This is a genomic window from Mesohalobacter halotolerans, assembly GCF_006120725.1.
Lineage (GTDB): Bacteria > Bacteroidota > Bacteroidia > Flavobacteriales > Flavobacteriaceae > Psychroflexus > Psychroflexus halotolerans.
In genome coordinates this window covers 56,633-73,763 of sequence record NZ_SWMU01000004.1, presented here as the reverse complement: position 1 = coordinate 73,763, position 17,131 = coordinate 56,633, and the positions used below count along the sequence as shown (strand labels likewise).

General features: G+C 34.4%; 11 protein-coding genes and 1 other RNA gene. 4 read left to right on the top strand and 8 right to left on the bottom strand.

The features are described from left to right. The first annotated feature begins 19 nt into the window (after positions 1-19). Complete coding sequence (locus tag FCN74_RS10185; RefSeq protein ID WP_138932496.1) at positions 20-784, top strand: 2-keto-4-pentenoate hydratase; 765 nt, start codon at positions 20-22, stop codon at positions 782-784. Here FCN74_RS10185 and FCN74_RS10180 read toward each other — a convergent pair. Beyond that, the gene (locus FCN74_RS10180) at positions 779-2,167 is read right to left on the bottom strand and encodes a sugar porter family MFS transporter (protein ID WP_138932495.1); all 1,389 of its coding nucleotides are present in this window, start codon (positions 2,165-2,167) and stop codon (positions 779-781) included. The two genes, FCN74_RS10185 and FCN74_RS10180, sit on opposite strands and share 6 nt — an antisense overlap. A gap of 257 nt (positions 2,168-2,424) precedes the next feature. On the opposite strand from FCN74_RS10180, the gene glpK reads away from it, so the two are divergent. The 3 genes from glpK (at position 2,425) to ssrA (ending at position 7,922) form a co-directional block, all read left to right on the top strand. After that, positions 2,425-5,610, top strand: a complete 3,186-nt coding sequence (gene glpK / locus FCN74_RS10175) for a glycerol kinase GlpK (protein WP_138932494.1) — start codon at positions 2,425-2,427, stop codon at positions 5,608-5,610. Between the two features lie 146 nt (positions 5,611-5,756). Then, positions 5,757-7,400, top strand: a complete 1,644-nt coding sequence (locus tag FCN74_RS10170) for an acyl-CoA carboxylase subunit beta (RefSeq protein ID WP_138932493.1) — start codon at positions 5,757-5,759, stop codon at positions 7,398-7,400. A gap of 123 nt (positions 7,401-7,523) precedes the next feature. Beyond that, positions 7,524-7,922, top strand: a transfer-messenger RNA (tmRNA) gene (gene ssrA / locus FCN74_RS10165). 40 nt (positions 7,923-7,962) lie between these two features. On the opposite strand, the gene FCN74_RS12135 is transcribed toward ssrA, so the two are convergent. The 7 genes from FCN74_RS12135 to FCN74_RS10140 form a co-directional block, all read right to left on the bottom strand. Continuing rightward, entirely contained in the window at positions 7,963-9,609 is a 1,647-nt protein-coding gene (locus FCN74_RS12135; RefSeq protein WP_212751770.1) for a C-terminal helicase domain-containing protein, read from the bottom strand. 30 nt (positions 9,610-9,639) lie between these two features. Beyond that, the gene (locus FCN74_RS12130; RefSeq protein WP_212751769.1) at positions 9,640-11,316 is read right to left on the bottom strand and encodes an SNF2-related protein; all 1,677 of its coding nucleotides are present in this window, start codon (positions 11,314-11,316) and stop codon (positions 9,640-9,642) included. 1 nt (position 11,317) lies between these two features. Then, positions 11,318-12,166: a nucleotidyl transferase AbiEii/AbiGii toxin family protein gene (locus tag FCN74_RS10155; RefSeq protein WP_138932492.1), complete on the bottom strand. Its 849-nt coding sequence runs from the start codon at positions 12,164-12,166 to the stop codon at positions 11,318-11,320. A 9-nt stretch (positions 12,167-12,175) separates the two neighbouring features. Then, positions 12,176-12,976, bottom strand: coding sequence for a type IV toxin-antitoxin system AbiEi family antitoxin domain-containing protein (locus FCN74_RS10150; protein ID WP_138932491.1), 801 nt, complete (start codon positions 12,974-12,976; stop codon positions 12,176-12,178). 330 nt (positions 12,977-13,306) lie between these two features. Further along, positions 13,307-16,273 carry an Eco57I restriction-modification methylase domain-containing protein gene (locus FCN74_RS10145; protein WP_246062618.1) on the bottom strand — a complete coding sequence of 989 codons (2,967 nt, stop codon included), beginning with the start codon at positions 16,271-16,273 and terminating at the stop codon, positions 13,307-13,309. Positions 16,274-16,303: 30 nt separating this feature from the next. Continuing rightward, positions 16,304-16,459 (bottom strand): hypothetical protein, encoded by a 156-nt coding sequence (locus tag FCN74_RS12095; protein WP_171047161.1) that lies wholly within the window; start codon positions 16,457-16,459, stop codon positions 16,304-16,306. 155 nt (positions 16,460-16,614) lie between these two features. Beyond that, positions 16,615-17,067 (bottom strand): ribonuclease H-like YkuK family protein, encoded by a 453-nt coding sequence (locus tag FCN74_RS10140; protein WP_138932489.1) that lies wholly within the window; start codon positions 17,065-17,067, stop codon positions 16,615-16,617. Between the last annotated feature and the right edge of the window lie 64 nt (positions 17,068-17,131).

The window sequence follows — 17,131 nt, the reverse complement described above, 5'->3', positions numbered from 1 at the left end:
ATCGAGAAAACCAAACAGAATGAATAATAAAACCACAATATCCCAACAACTTGACAAAGCTGCCACAACAGCAACACCAATCGCTCAACCTTCTGAAGCCGTCAAGTTTTCATTAGAAGAAGCCTACAATATTCAACACAAACTTATACAACTTCGTTTGGATAGGGGAGAAACCATCACAGGTTACAAACTCGGGTTTACCAGTAAAGCCAAAATGCAACAAATGGGTGTTGATGACTTAATTTGGGGCGTCTTGACAGATAACATGGAAATTAAACCTGATGAAAATATCGATTTAAACCAATACATCCATCCTAGAGCAGAACCTGAAGTGGCGTTTAGAATTTCTAATGACATTGCACAGGAAATCACATTAAATGATATTCCACAATATATTGATAAGATGGCGGTTGCTATTGAAGTTATTGATTCGCGCTACAAGGATTTCAAATTTTCATTGGAAGATGTCATTGCTGATAATTGTTCGTCAATAGGCTATTGTATAGGTCAGTGGCAAGATTTAAAAGAAGACATTACCAATTTACCCATTCAATTAACATTTAACGATAAAACGGTGCAAAGTGGATTTACCCAAGCTATTCTGGATAATCCTTATCAATCTATCGTTGAATTGTCTCGTTTGGCTGCTGAAAAAAATTTAGTATTAAAAAAAGGACAAATCATTCTCGCTGGTGCTGCTACGGCTGCAGAATGGTTGAAGCCTAAAACTAAGGTTTCTGCTGAATTAAAAGGCTTTGGTGAGGTTAGGTTTAATACACTATAATTTTTTCTCCCAAATTTCTTCCAATTCTTCAAGCGATTTCCCTTTGGTTTCTGGAATAAATTTTATAATAAATACAATCAGAATTATCATAAAACCTATAAAGATAAAGTAGGGCAGAGAGCCATTCCAAAACGGGCTATCGTTAAGTTCGCTTTCCATTACCACTGGAAAACTTTGGGAGACAATATAATTGGAACCCCATTGTGCTGCAACCGCAACAGACATGGCCACACTTCTTATGCGGTTAGGAAACATTTCGGATAACACGACCCAAACCACAGGTCCCATAGACATGGCAAACGAAGCGATAAACAACAATACGCCAATTAAAGAGACTAATCCAACAGCGTCGTTTTTTAAACTAAAGCCCAGTAATAAAAATCCAATAATCATCCCAATACTACCGATGATTACCAAAGGTTTACGTCCAAATCTATCTACGGAGAACATAGCGACAAACGTAAATATCAAATTTACACCGGCTAATAAGATTTGCTGAGCCAATACATCATCCTTACCAAAGCCAAGTGCTTTTTCAAAAATATCGGCACCGTAATACAATACGGCATTGATGCCTGTAAACTGCTGCAGCATCGAGAAAACGGTTCCAATCACAATAATGCCAAGGATGGTTTTAGAGAAGTAATTGACCTTTTTAGTTTGATTTTGGTTTTTTTCGATAGATTTTTTGATTTCTCGCTGTTCGTCAATGGCGACCATTTCGCCATGAATTTTGGTCAAAGTTTTTAAGGCTTCTATATCTCGACCTTGTAAATACAACCATCTCGGACTTTTAGGGACAAAAAACAATGCAAATAAAAATAAGGCGCACGGAATCAATTCAGACCAAAACATTTGTCGCCAGCCAAATTGAATATTTTGTGCTTCAGTGAGATCTTTTCCAATAAAGTAAGTGACGAGAAACACCACAAAAAACCCAACCACAATAGCCAATTGATAAAAACTCACCAAAATCCCACGTTGTTTCGAAGGCGCGATTTCTGCAATATAAACGGGTGCAGACATTGAGGCTAAGCCAATACCAATACCGCCAATAATTCTAAAAACGACAAGTAAACTTACACTTTCAGGTAAAAATGAAGGCATTCCTGAGCCCCAAGCTGATAGTGTAAACAGTATGGCTGAAAGGATTAATGTATATTTTCTACCAAATAAAGTATTAAAAAACCCAGAAGAAATTGCACCCACCAGACATCCTAAAAGTGCACTAGCCACTACCCAACCTTTCATACCGGGATCTAATTCAAAATACTTGCTGAGAAAAAATTGTGCGCCGTTAATCACACCGGTATCATATCCAAAAAGTAATCCGCCAAGCGCAGAGACACTGGTAATTAAAATTAAAAAGGCTTTTTTGTTCATGGCTTAAAGGTTTATTGATGTTGGTTTTAGTGGATTTTTATCCCATAAAATTTCATCTAAATTGCCCAATATTACAAATTTAATTCGAAATTAAAGATGGAGTTTAGAGATTTACGATAACGATTTAGAAAATAGTAGTGAATTAGTCTTTTTATTAAATAGTTTAAAATACAAACGCTTACATGATTTTAAGCTTTGTTTTTCTTAGATATACCTATTAATTTTTAGCATATTTGTTAGGATTTAATGTTTAAAATATGGCTTCAAAATACATTATTGCTTTCGATCAAGGGACAACAAGTACCAGAGCTATCATATTTGATAAATCAGGACAAATTCATGGCATCGCCCAAAAGGAGTTAAAACAACATCACCCTCAATCAGGTTGGGTAGAGCAAGACCCTATTGAAATATTTGAAGATCAAAAACAGGTTTTTTATGAGGTCATTAATCAAAATAAGATACCTGTAAAAGACATCGCAGGTATTGGTATAACCAATCAACGAGAAACTACCGTCGTTTGGGATGCCAAAACAGGTAAGCCTGTTTACAACGCTATTGTTTGGCTCGACAAACGCAGTAGCGATATTTGCGATATACTTATAGAAGACGGTCACGAGGACAACATTATAAAAACAACAGGCCTTAAAGTAGATGCTTATTTTTCGGGCACAAAATTCAAATGGATTTTAGACCACGTACCGGAAGCTCGAGAATTGGCTAAACAAAATAGGCTAAAATTTGGCACCATTGATTCTTGGTTGATTTGGAAATTCACCAAGGGCGAAAAACACTTGACAGACCATACCAATGCGTCTAGGACTCTGTTATTTAATATTCATAATTTAGAATGGGACGATACATTAATAAAAGCCCTTGATGTTCCAAAATCTAGTTTACCCAAAGTACAATATTCATCTTCAGATTTTGGATATGCAGAATATAAAGATATTAAAATACCCATTCTCGGTGTTGCCGGCGATCAACAAGCTTCGTTGTTTGGTCAAGGTGGCTTTAAATCCGGTATTGCTAAAAATACTTACGGCACAGGCTGTTTTATGTTGCTGAATACGGGTAAAAAAGCCAATATCTCCACAAATGGTTTATTGACAACTTTAGCTTGCACATTACCTGATGAGAAAATTAAATATGCTTTAGAGGGCAGTGTTTTTGTTGCCGGCGCTTCTGTGCAATGGCTTAGGGATAAGATGGATTTTATTGAACAATCTGCCGATACAGAGACAATATGTAACGAGACTAAAATTAATTCTGGTTTGTATGTCGTTCCTGCCTTTGCTGGTCTGGGTGCACCTCATTGGGACATGAAAGCCAAAGGCTCTATTTTTGGGTTGACTTTAGATACCGATAAAAATGCATTGACTAAAGCGACTGTTCAAGCTATTGCTTACCAAATACGCGATGTGTTAGAAGCTATGGTTGAAGATAGTGGTCAACAAATGAAAGCTTTGCGCGTCGATGGTGGCGCTTCTGCTAATAATTACTTGATGCAATTTCAAGCCGACATTTTAAACGCTGAAGTAGAACGACCAGAAATGTTAGAGGTGACCGCCATGGGAGCGGCATTTCTCGCTGGTATTCAAGCTGGGATATGGACCAAAGAAGATATTACAGAAATTAGAGATATAGACCAAATTTTTAAACCCAAAATATCTCAATTTGAGCGAACCAAACTTTACGATGGTTGGAAACATGCTGTGGAGAGGACCAAAACCGCTCATGCTAACCAGTTGGCTGTAAGAGAAGATACGCCGATTCGCTTTTCAGTTTTAGATAGAAAACCCTTAATTCATCAAATCAAACATACCAAATACGATATTCTCATCATCGGCGGTGGTGTGACTGGAGCTGGCATTGCGCTTGATGCTGCGTCTCGTGGTCTTAAAACTTGCTTAATAGAAAAAAATGATTTTGCTTCCGGTACCAGTAATAAATCCACAAAATTGATTCACGGTGGGCTACGATATCTCAAGCAGATGGAAATTGGTTTAGTCAAAGAATCTGGTAGTGAACGCGCTATTGTTCACAATCTTGTGCCACATCTGGTCGTCCCTGAAAAAATGCTTTTGCCATTAATAGAAGGTGGAACTTATGGCAAAACAATGACTTCAATTGGTTTAAAAGTTTACGATTTTCTCGCTGATGTGGAAGGTGATGACAAGCGGAAAATGCTATCTGCAAAAGAAACGCTTGAAAAAGAACCTTTATTAAACAAAGATAACCTAAAAGGTGGTGGATTTTATGCAGAATACCGCACAGATGATGCACGCTTGACCATTGAGTTGCTCAAAAAAGCATCTGCTTATGGTGCAGATATTTTGAATTATTGTGAAATGACAGAATTTGTGTATAAAGACAATGGTAAAATCAAGCATATCTATGTTAAAGATCATAATTCTAATGAAAAATTTATCATTAAATCCAAAGCTTACATTTCCGCAGCAGGACCATGGGTAGATAAAGTCAGGACAAAAGATACATCCTTAAATAATAAGCGTTTGCATTTAACTAAAGGCGTACATTTGGTGTTTTCACGCGAGCGTTTTCCACTGTCCCAATCCATTTATTTTGACGTGCCTGATGGCCGAATGATTTTTGCTATTCCACGGGGTAGAGCCACTTATGTTGGGACTACAGATACCACATATAAAGGCGATTTGAATAGGGTAGTGGCGACCAAAGATGATGCTAATTATTTGATAGATGCCGTCAATAATATGTTTCCTAAATTGAATTTAAAAATTGATGATATCGAATCCAATTGGGCTGGCTTGCGTCCACTTATCCATGAAGATGGTAAAGATCCTTCAGATTTGTCTAGAAAAGATGAGATTTTTGTGTCTGACTCTGGTTTGGTATCTATTGCCGGTGGGAAACTCACTGGTTATCGCAAAATGGCACAACGTACGATTGATGAAGCTTTAAAACAATTTAAAAAGAAAAGACTCAAACGGCTAAAGCCATCAACAACTAAGCAAATTCAATTAACCTCAGCGCCTCTTAAAAATCTAGATGATGTCAAAAAATACCAAAAAATATTAACGCACAAACTTGAAAATGAAGGCATAGACGACGATTATCAAGCCTGGTATTTGACCTCTAATTATGGTAGACAAGCTGATATTATTTTGAAAAAAATGAATTTCTTTATCAACCCCACACCGATTGAAAGATTAGTAAGAGCTGAGTTGTGGTATACAGTGCATCATGAAATGGTCAATGGATTATCCGATTTTTTTGTTCGTCGAACAGGTAGATTATATTTTGATATAGAAAGTGTACGTCAGTTTAGACATGTCGTAGAGGAAGATTTAATAAAATATTTAAAATGGGATGAAGCTCATTGCGATCGCGAAAATCAATATTTAGACATGTTAATGCAAGACGCGACAACCTATTACGATAAAGAATTTGAAAGTATTTAAATAATGTTTCATTACATTTGAGTGATTTTGTAATGATGAGGCTGCCTGTTAAAGGCAGCTTTTTTTATCAGAATTAACAGCCATTTAAAACTAAAAAACTACAAGGTTTTCGTATTTTAGTTGCCAAACCAATTAAGCTTTTTTTAATGGACATAAAATTCAATAAAAACGAAGACCATAATAAACTTCTTGTTTCAGATTTAAATTCAAAATTGAAAAAAATTTACCGCGGCGGTGGCAAAAAAAAAATAGAAAAACACCACAGCAAAGGAAAATTAACCGCACGAGAACGTATTGATTATTTGATTGATGACCCTAAGGATAGTATAGAAATAGGTGCTTTTGCCGGCGATGAAATGTATGAAGAATACGGCGGCTGTCCCGGTGGTGGTGTGGTTGTGAAAATCGCTAAAGTCTCCGGTAAAAAAGTCATTGTGGTTGCCAATGACGCCACGGTTAAGGCTGGTGCTTGGTTTCCTATTACGGGAAAGAAAAACTTACGTGCTCAAGAAATATCCATAGAAAATAGGCTGCCAATTATTTATCTTGTCGATAGTGCTGGCGTGTTTTTACCCATGCAAGACGAAATTTTTCCCGATAAAGAACACTTTGGTCGCATGTTTAGAAATAATGCCATTATGAGCAGTATGGGTATCACCCAAATAGCTGCGGTTATGGGCAGTTGTGTCGCTGGCGGTGCTTATTTACCCATTATGAGTGACGAAGCATTAATCGTTAAAGAAACAGGCAGTATTTTTTTAGCCGGAAGTTATTTGGTGAAAGCAGCTATTGGCGAAAGTATTGATAATGAAAGTCTCGGCGGCGCTACAACCCATTGTGATGTGAGCGGTGTCACCGATTATAAAGCCGAAAACGACAAAGATGCACTCGATAAAATCAAAAATATCGTTGATAAAATAGGCGATTTTGATAAAGCCGGTTTTAATAGAAAAGAATCAAAGAAACCCAAAGCCAATCCAGAAGAAATATTTGGACTATTACCAGCCAAACGCAGCGATCAATACGATATGATGCCCATCATTGAGCGTTTAGTCGACAACTCAGAGTTTGAAGAATATAAAGCAGGTTATGGTCAAACCATTATCACCGGTTATGCTCGAATAGATGGCTGGGCGATTGGTATCGTGGCCAATCAACGTAAAATAGTAAAAACCACAAAGGCTAAAACCAAACCCAGTGAAATGCAATTTGGTGGTGTGATTTATAGTGATTCAGCTGATAAAGCCACTCGATTTATTGCCAATTGTAATCAAAAAAAGATTCCATTGGTGTTTTTACAAGACGTCACAGGTTTTATGGTTGGTAGCAAAAGTGAACACGGTGGGATTATAAAAGATGGTGCAAAAATGGTCAATGCGGTGAGTAATTCGGTGGTGCCTAAATTTACGGTAATTATTGGTAATTCCTACGGTGCCGGCAATTATGCCATGTGTGGCAAAGCATACGACCCGAGATTGATTGTAGCCTGGCCAAGTGCAGAATTGGCGGTAATGAGCGGTAATTCTGCCGCTAAAGTCTTATTGCAAATAGAAACCTCAAGACTAAAAGCCAAAGGCGAGAAAATCACTGAAGCTAAAGAAAAAGAACTTTACGATAAAATTAAAAACAATTACGATAAGCAAACCAGTCCTTATTATGCGGCGGCAAGATTGTGGACAGATGCGGTGATTAATCCGCTAGATACAAGACAATGGATATCAAATGGTATTGAAGTTGCCAATCATGCACCGATTGAGAGAGATTTTAATTTAGGGGTTATTCAAACCTAATATTCTACATTAATTTCAAAATATTAAAATATTGATAAGTCCTTTGATGTATAAGGATATTCTCTCTATTTTTGTATGTTCTTATTAAAAATGCACATTGACATATTGATGAGTTAAAAAAACGGGGTCGATTTGGTTTTGACAGCAAGACTTATCGAGGAGTAAGCACGTCGAGCGTTGGAATATTGCTCGTAAATCTCATGTTTCAACCTTTTTTAAACGGCGAGAATAACTACGCCTTAGCTGCGTAATCTGAATTATAGTAGGATTCGCTTAATCCCGACAAGGTCGGGAGCTAAGATGTCTCTGGAAAGCCTTGATTTGCGGCGTTCCATCAAGAGGCACCGGTAAAGTAAATCTAAACACAGCAGTGTCTCGATGTTGTGTTGACATTTGAGAGACTAGATGTAAAGTAGGTGGTTTTCGGCCGGCTTTGCATTGAAATCAAAATGAAAACTAAGCGTGTAGAAAGCTTTTGGGTATCTTGTTTGGACGGGAGTTCGAGTCTCCCCGACTCCACAATATTACTCTCCTGAGTCTGAGCTTAGGAGAGTTTTTTTATTTATGCTGTTTCCCTGTTTTCAATAGCTATAATAACTTCATCTTTTTTGTTTTTTACTTTTTCTAATATCCTATCAAGATAATCAATGCCATATCTATTTTTAATATAGTTTAATTCTTTAAAGAACTGCTTCCATTTGGCTTTTGTAGAATTTGGGGAAAGCACTTCAAATGCTAATCTTCTCAGGGTATATTTAGGCATTGTATAATAATGCTTTATGTCTTTAATTATAGTTTTGATAAAATTTATATTTTCTTCTTCTGAAGCATCAATTACTTTTAAGGCCACTTTTAAATTATCGTGTGCTTTCTTTTCTATGGCTAAATCTGAATTGTTTGAACGTATTTTTTCTTTATGTGTTTTGATGGCTTCATAAACACGCCAAAAAGCCTTTGACATTGGCACTCGTTTTGTTCCGTGTTCACATTCTACAAATTGCAAGAACTTTTCAAATGTTAAACTTCCTACAGTTGCATTTTCTTTGGTTTCAGCTTGTTGTGCAAATAAACTCAAGCCTTTTTTGCGTAACACATTGACGTTAGATTCTTCAAACTCTTTAGAAGTCTTCACTCGATTGGGTAACTTTTCTATTTTTTCAATTACTTCGGGATATTTTTCTTTAATATTATTATACTCATTTCTAATGTAGGTTATTATATTTAACTCTTCATCATCTTCCGGGTTATCGTTTAACTTCTCATAAAGATTTGACGCTTGTGGTTCTTCGTCTGGATGAAAAATTTGAGAATCTTCACCAAGCGCATTATGTATCATAAACATTTTTTGTTCTGCTATTTTTCTTGATTTCACAAAACCTGCTCCGGTTTCAGACGGGAAAAAGTTGAAAATAAACAATTCGTCAAATACTTTTTTGCCAATACGATTGATACGACCTACTCTTTGAATAACACGAGTTGGATTCCATGGGATGTCATAATTTATAATTATTCCTGCCCGGTTTAATTTAAAACCTTCAGACAGTTTATCACTGGTAATTAGCACTTGAAAATCATTGTGTTTTGAGCCTTCATATTGCGCATTAAAATTACGCTCTAAATCTTTAGCTAAAGCTTTGGTGACTTTGCCATCACAAATAATAACTTTATCACCTAATTTAGACCTGAAATAATTTTCTAAGTGTAAAACCGTATCCACATATTCAGTAAATAAAATGATTTTTCTGTCGTCATTTTTATTTAAAATTTCGGTTACTTTTTGGTATATTTTTTCTCTTTTTGGGTCATTTACAACGAGTTGCTCCTCTTCAATTTCCTGTTGTATTTTATTGAATAAATTTAAATCTTTATTAATGTCTGCTATAAAATCTTCTTCTTTTTGAAACTTTTTGACATTATAGACTGTATTATTTTTAGGGGTTTTTCTTTTTAATAAATCATTTTCAAATCTGTATAATACATCTAATATTTCATCTGCATCATACTCATAGATTTTTTCCATCAAACCCCTATCCATTATATATTTACCATCCGTATTTTCTATAAATTCGAGGACAATTTGATGAACATGAATAAATCGCTCTATGGTTTTTTGAAATGCTCCAAACGAACTTTCAAAGCGTTTTACTAGAAGACGCCTCATGAAGTCGAATAAGTTACGTTGTTGCTGAAAGGTTCTGTTGCCTTCCATGTCTAAATCGCTTTCATCCTGAATGGTCTCTTAACTTGAAGGTTGATATATTGCGCCTTTAAATAAACCTCCTTCTGCAAAGTAATCACGAACAATTCGGTCGTAAAAATCAGATTGAGATTTTGTTAAGTAATAAAATAATTCTTCAGGTGGAGCGACTTTAGGAAGGTCGCCTATTTCTTGGCTGTATTCATGATCGTTTTCTAAGTCTATACGGTTTCTTCTTATCACTACTGGTGAAATAACTTCTTTTATTTTATTAGCCAATCTTGCCGATTCTTGGCGAACAATTTTAGGGTCAACAGGTAATTCTTTATCTAATAATTTAATGTATAATTTTTCAGCTTTGTCTCGTTTATCTGGATTATTAGAATTGTAGTTTTTTAATATATCAGATAGTTTATTAAATCTATAAGTATAACTTCTAAATAAACCTTCTAAATTGTTTTCAAGTGTTATTGTTGACAAGCCTGGAATGATAAATAGTTTTAATAAAGAAAATATATCTGCCGGCGAATTGTTAAACGGTGTTGCCGTAAGTAATATTACTTTTTTACCTCTACATATTTGAACTAAAGCTTCATAAGCAGCAGTATCTTGATTTCTAAAGTTATGTGCTTCATCTATAATAACGGTTTCAATGTCTGTATCATCAAAATCTTCTGCGAGATTTTCAACCTGACCACGACTGTAAACACGCCATCCATTCAACTCAAAATTTCTAACATAGCCTTCCCAGCCTGTTTTGTCTTCCCAATTACCAATAAGACCCGGAGGAGATAAAATAATACCTTTAGTATCTAAATGACGAGCAATTAACGAAGCGATAACCGATTTGCCTAAGCCTACCACATCTGCAATGACAACACCATTATTTTCTTCTATTATACCAATGGCTTGATTGACTGCATCTAATTGGTATGAAAATTTTTTAAAACCGTTTTCCTCAAGCAAGCGCTCTACCTGTGGTTTTAGTTTCTTCTGGTTTTGAAGATCTAAATAGGTTTTTAAGACTAAGGCATAAGCTTCAAATGGTTTGACTAATGCGGCTTGAGAACGGTGAATGATAAAGTCAATTAAATGCTGTTTGCGTTGGTCTAACTCTGTAATAGGGATAGCCAATTCCCATGATTCTTCAAAATAGGTTACAGCTTCTTCGTAGCCATAATCTTTAATCTCTACATTAAATTCTTGTTGGCCTTGCAAACCGCTTCGTGTTAGATTGCTACTGCCTGTGATAAGATAGCCCTCAAAATTATGCTTGGCTCGTTCTTCGTCATTCATTTCAAACAAATACAATTTGGCATGATTGGGTTCTCTGGTTTTTTTGATGATTAAACGTTCTTGACGAATCATATCCAGAAAAAAATGAACTTGCTCATAAAAGGCTTTGGTGTCTTGTTGCTCGTTATTTACAGCAAAACCCATTGAGGTCATAAAATCATTAAAATATTCATCACTACTTAAATTTAAATCTTGCACGTCGTGTTCAAATATTTTCTCTAAGTGATTGCCCACCTGTAAGCCTACTAAAAGTTTTATTTTAATATCTGGATTATTTTTAAGATTTTGATAGACTTCTTTCCAACCTGAGAAGTAAAAGAAACCTACCAACCATCGTAATTCTTTACTGAATTTTATGATGTTGTTTAAGCGACCGCTTAAGGTTTTTTGTGGGCTTTTATTTGAAATAAAGTTATTGGCCATTTTATAAATATTTTTTTATGCGTTGGGCTACAGTTGTTATAATTTTATGAGCATCTGCTTGATTTTCTATTTTGATTTGATGCTGTATGCTATTTTTCCAAGCTTTTTCTACATTGGTAAGTTTAGATTCTTCAATTAAATCTTTTGGAGAAGTATATTCTAAATTCTTTAACTTCATTTTCTTTAAGAAATAGAGTTTTATGGTATGCCAGTCTTCTTTATTAAAATCCTTTGTCAGGTAATACAAGTCATAAAAATCTCTGGGCGCTGTGTAAGATCTTTGCTTTAGTGCTCTTAACTTTTCTGATATAACTTCTTTTAAATCATAACAGTTAATGTTGTTAAGCCCTGTCAACGCATCTGAATAAGGATGCATGATGACTTGTGTTGAAGATTCTAATAACAAAGATTCATCTGTGCTTATCTCGAGTTTTATTTTAGTATTCCATCTATTGTGAGGTGGTGGAGCTTGATTTCTGGAGTGATTTGCACCCCAATATTTGAGTTTAACTTGGTAGCCTTTTAATTCGTTTTTAAACAATAATTTCTTTATTGGTTCTATAAAAAACAAGATACCGGTTTGAGCGGTGACTTGCTTAACAATTTTTGAAAGTGTCTTTTGCTCTAAAACAAATGCTTTATCAACGGCTGTAAAATCTAAATCTTCTGAAAAACGATAATTTTCAATATAACATTTTCTTAGACATGTACCGCCTTTAAAGACCAAGTCATCTTTATATTTTTCTATAAATACCGACAAAAAATGCCCTAATACATAGTCTTTATCTACCGTATCTGCCGGTACTTGCCATTGCTTTGCTTGCTCAATAATTTCTTTTTGTAATATCATGTATTGAACTTAATAGGTGTTTTGCGCCATGGCTTTTAAATTATCATAAGATACATTGAGTCGTAATTTCCATTGGCTTACAAATTCTCCTTGTTCTAAACCGCCGGCATCTATAAGGCTATATTTTTTATTAACTTTTGATTTAGCAAATTTTATAAAGGATTTTAATTGTTCAGCTCGAAAGTGTTCAGCTAAAAACCCTAAGCGTTTAGTCACCGCAATATTGTTGTAGGCTTTGGCATATGCCACTAACTTGCTGTTGGTAAGCTTTGCACTTACAAAGGCTTTTATAAGGTCTTCAAAGTCGCCTGCATAGCGTGGTTGGTCAAAACAATCTATTAGCGTCATTTCAACATCTGTAATCTTAAAGCTATCAGCGCCATAACCTATGTGTTGTATTCCTATATTTTTATAATTTTTTACAGTTATGAACTTTACAGTTGTGCCTAGAATTTGCGTATCTCGTTTACGTTGGGTGGTTTTTACAAATAGGATGTTTGGAAAACGCTCGGTAAGGTTATGGTAGTGCAAAGCCGACCAATAGGCTATGCTGCTGTTTTTACTTATAAACGTTGCCAGTACATTGGTGTTGCTATAATTGTTTACTGCATATTTACTGCGTTCTAAACGAATTAACAATTCTTTATCTACTAAATTTTCTAATATTTCGTTTAGGTTATTAAATGATTTCCCGATTTGTTGTTCTATATTTTGCATATTGAAATACAAAACTTCATAAGCTTCTAATAACTTCATAAATTGAAGTTGTTGCTCATCAAGATTTTTTGAAATATATACGCTATCTGCCATTACCTTTTATGTTACAAAAAGACCTAAAAATTAGGTCTTATAGTTACACGAATGGTAAATATAGTTTATTTTTTTTATGTAGCTACTGTCAAACTAAAAACTTTTACCTTTTATGTTACAAAACAACCTAAAAATTAAGTCTTATAGTTACACGAATGGTAAAAAAATATTTTAAACATTAGTCTGTTTTTAATTGACTTTTATTGCTTTTGTTTGTAACCCTCATGAATGAGGGTAGCAAATTCTATAAAATCATAAAACGCTTTGTTTTATAGGGGTTAAAAGCATTTATACATGTAACTTATTTATTATTAAATGTTATTATCTTTATTAAATTTTATAATTATCATATTCTTCTTGGGTTAAGCTAAATTCGGGGTCGATGATTAAAACTTCTTGATAAGTCAGGTTGTAGAGTTTGTAAATTATTAATTCAAATTCTTCATTTATAGCCTCAATATTATCTGTAATTTGATTAATCAAATTTGATATTTTGATTTGAATACTATCATTAACGTATGGAATAGGTATCTTTTCAATTACCTCAATATCTATTTGAGCCATTGCTCTACCCTCTTCTAGAGAAATTTTGTTATAATAAAAATTAATTAATCTTGAATTAAGAACTCCACACACATAATTGATGTTTAACTTTTTATTTATTGGTGAAAAAGAATGAACATTATTTAAGTGATAATAATTATTAGAATCTACTGCACAGATTAAATTATCAGCTGTTTGTCTAATTAAGATTTTGTCATTTTCTATAATTTCTTTTCTAAAGCCTCCTCCGTGTAAAATATTAGGATCTATATTTAAATAATGACCTTCATAATCAATATTGAATTTGTGTATTTGCCCACCTGAAATAATTCCCTTTTTATAAGTTTTTTTAGAAGGGGTATCGAAAATAATGTTTTTTTGACCAATTTTAGAACGCACTCCTGTGTGTCCTCTAAAATAATTTTCTAACTTTTCTCCAACTGAATCAATCTTTTTAATTATTTCATAATCATCTTTATTAAAAAGCATTCTAAATCTATTATAATCAGTTGTATCATAATAATTTTGAGGAAAAGTGAATTTAATATAACTTGAATTTTCTAATTCATTAACTTTTCTACTTAACAAAACTTTAATTTTATTACTTTTATCAATTTTTCTATTTAAAACGTAGACAACAGACTGTCCTAACGAAGCGCTTTTGAAAACTTCTGCTTTAATTAACATTAAACTTTGTATCGTACATCTTTTCAATATATAGTTCCTGATTTTTGAAAAATATCTTCCTAATAAGAAACTATCAGGCACTATATAACTAGTAACACCGCTTTCAGATAATAAACTAATCCCTTTTTCCATAAAAAGAGCATATATATTAATCTTATATTCTGCTGAATTTTTAAATAATAATTTAAATAGTTCTTTTTTTTCTTTTATTAATTTACCAACTCCTCTTGCTCCAAAAGAAACATATGGTGGATTCCCAATCACCACGTCAAACTTATCTATGCCAAACATCCATTGTGGGTCAAACCATGATGAAGGCTCATTTTTAAATGGATTCCAACTAACCAGTTTGTAACTGCGACTATTTTGATCTGCAAACAGATTATGAGTACCTTTAAAAGCTTTTTTCTGTGTTTTAAGAAATTTGTCTTTTATTTTTTGTTTTTTCTTGCTATAGCTTTGTAGATATTCTTCTCTTAATTCTTCTAATGCCTGAAGCTCTTCCATATCATCAAACATTCCTAATTGTTGGTTTTCTGCTTCTGGTAAGCCAATTAGTGTATTAGCCGTGACAAATTTAAACTCAAGATTTGGTAAAGGTTCTATGCCACGATTGGGTGCATTGTCATCTATATTCTCGTCTATCACTAAGCTTAAAAAGCTACGCAGTTTTGAGATTTCTGCAGCAATAGGTTGTATATCTACGCCGTAAATAGAGTTTTGTATCACGCCCAGTTTGCGTGCATAATCGCTGGTAGATTTTTCTAACTTGGCTTTCAAGTTTTTTCTGGCCACAGGGTTTGGGATGAGTTTGACCTGTTGTTCTTTCCACCATTCTGCATCGGGGTCTAATTGCTCTAAAGCCTTGATAATTTTGTTGACAGCACCCATAGGAAATGCACCTGAGCCACAGGCCGGGTCTAAAATCTTTACGCTGCTTAGGGCGTTTAAAATTTGTTCTTTTTCAGTATTAGAAAACACTTCATCTTCTTGTGTTTCCTGAAATAAATTTAAAAGTGCGGTTTCGTTAGTAAGTGTAGTTTTGGTTTTCAGGTATTGCACAAGCGATTGCTCTACCATATAATCTACAATTTCTCTTGGTGTATAGAAACTTCCGGTGGCTTTACGTGCACTTTTTTCGGTATCGGGGTCTATTTCTGCCAGTAAGTTTTCAAAGATAGTACCGAGCATTTCGGGGTCAATAGTCACTTCTGAATCGTTGATGCTGTTTTCGTCTATGGTAAAGTTGTATTGCTCTAAGGTTTCAAAGAAATTTGTGAACCAAGTGTCGGGAATTTTTAGTGCATAATTGGGTTTGTTATTGTCAAAAAAGTCGTCGCTATGGGCTTCAAATAGACCGCCATTTAAAAAAGGAATTTGGTTTGCTTCTGGCGGCAAATCAAAAGCTTTGCGGTCTTCTGTTTTTTTGTTTAAAATTAAAAAAAACAGTTTTTCGAGAACGTTGTGGTAATAGTTTTTTTGCTGTTGCTCAACCGCAGTAGAAGACAATAAGCTCTCTGGCATAAGCGGGCGTCCAGCGTTTGATTTTTTGTTTTTTAAAAACCAACAAAATATACTGCGCCCAATAAGCCGGACAGCAAATTCTTTGTAAATGGTTTCGTTACTAGTATAGGGTGTAGACGGCAACTCTAACAAAGGTTGACTGACGTTTATGGTTTTTGAACCCACCCTGTATTTACCACTGATGAGTTCAAAAAATGTTTTGGCTATATCTTGATAAAATTTCTTATTTAAGGGTTCTACACTAAAGGCTTCTTGGATGTGGTCTAAACTGTTGTAGTTGCAATTATCAATTCTATCTTTAAACGTTTTGTTTTGCTTAACTGGATCTACATAATAGGTATATCTTTTCCAATTAGTATATTTTTCAGATTTATTACCATAATTTCTACGTAAAAAACTAAATCTAAAATTACCTTGAGCATCGTAGAAAACAAATATTACGCCATCTTTATAGACATCTTTAAGTACTTTTTTGGCTATTTCAAACTGTCGTTTTTTGGCACTACGCTCAGACAGTTCACCTTCATATTTACAACTAAACACCAAAAGTTCATTGCTGTCTTTTAAGGTTGCCTAACCAATCTTTACAGGATCTGAGAAAGGTGCATCCTGCTTAACTAAATTTGTAAAAACTTCTTTTTCGGGTTTAAAAGAGGTGATTTTGTTTTCAAAAAAAAGACTGATGTTTTGGTTTGAAATACTATCAATAATTTTGTTTACAGTTGGCATAAAGGAGATCAGTTATTTTTAGACTTTAAAAATAGAAATCTTTTTCAGGTTTAAGAAATTATACAAACAATACTTGATTTGCTCTTACAACCTAAGACGTTTAAGACCATGATTTTATAGGTATTGTTAAGTGGTAAAACAGGTCTTAATTAATCCTACCCCACAATATGATCCGCTGCATAAACCGCAGGTAAAAGTTCAGGCTTGACCCGAGCTTTAAATCCCAGAGATTCTACATAACCGACAGCTGCAGAGACCAATTTGTTGGATTTGTAAGCGGGATCGATATTATAATCTAAATCTATGGTATCGATTTCTATGCCGCGTTCCCGAAGATATAATGCGGTTTCTACAGAGCGTTCGGCTTCGCCCCACAGTCGTGTCCACATATCGGTGATAAGCGGAACAACTTCTTTTTGATAGATCACATGACAACCGGTTGCCCCTACATTAAAAACCAAAGTTGTAGCGTAAGTGGTTTTTAAGCGGTTGTGGCTATCGCAACCTAAATACAAATTGATGTTTCGATTTTTATGAAAATTGAGATACGATTTGACGTATTCTGCGACATCAAAACTTATCTCATCTGTCAATTTTTTAAACTGCATAGTTGAAATTGTGGTTAAATATACCTAAGTTGCATCAAAACAAATCTAAATATTAAATCAACAA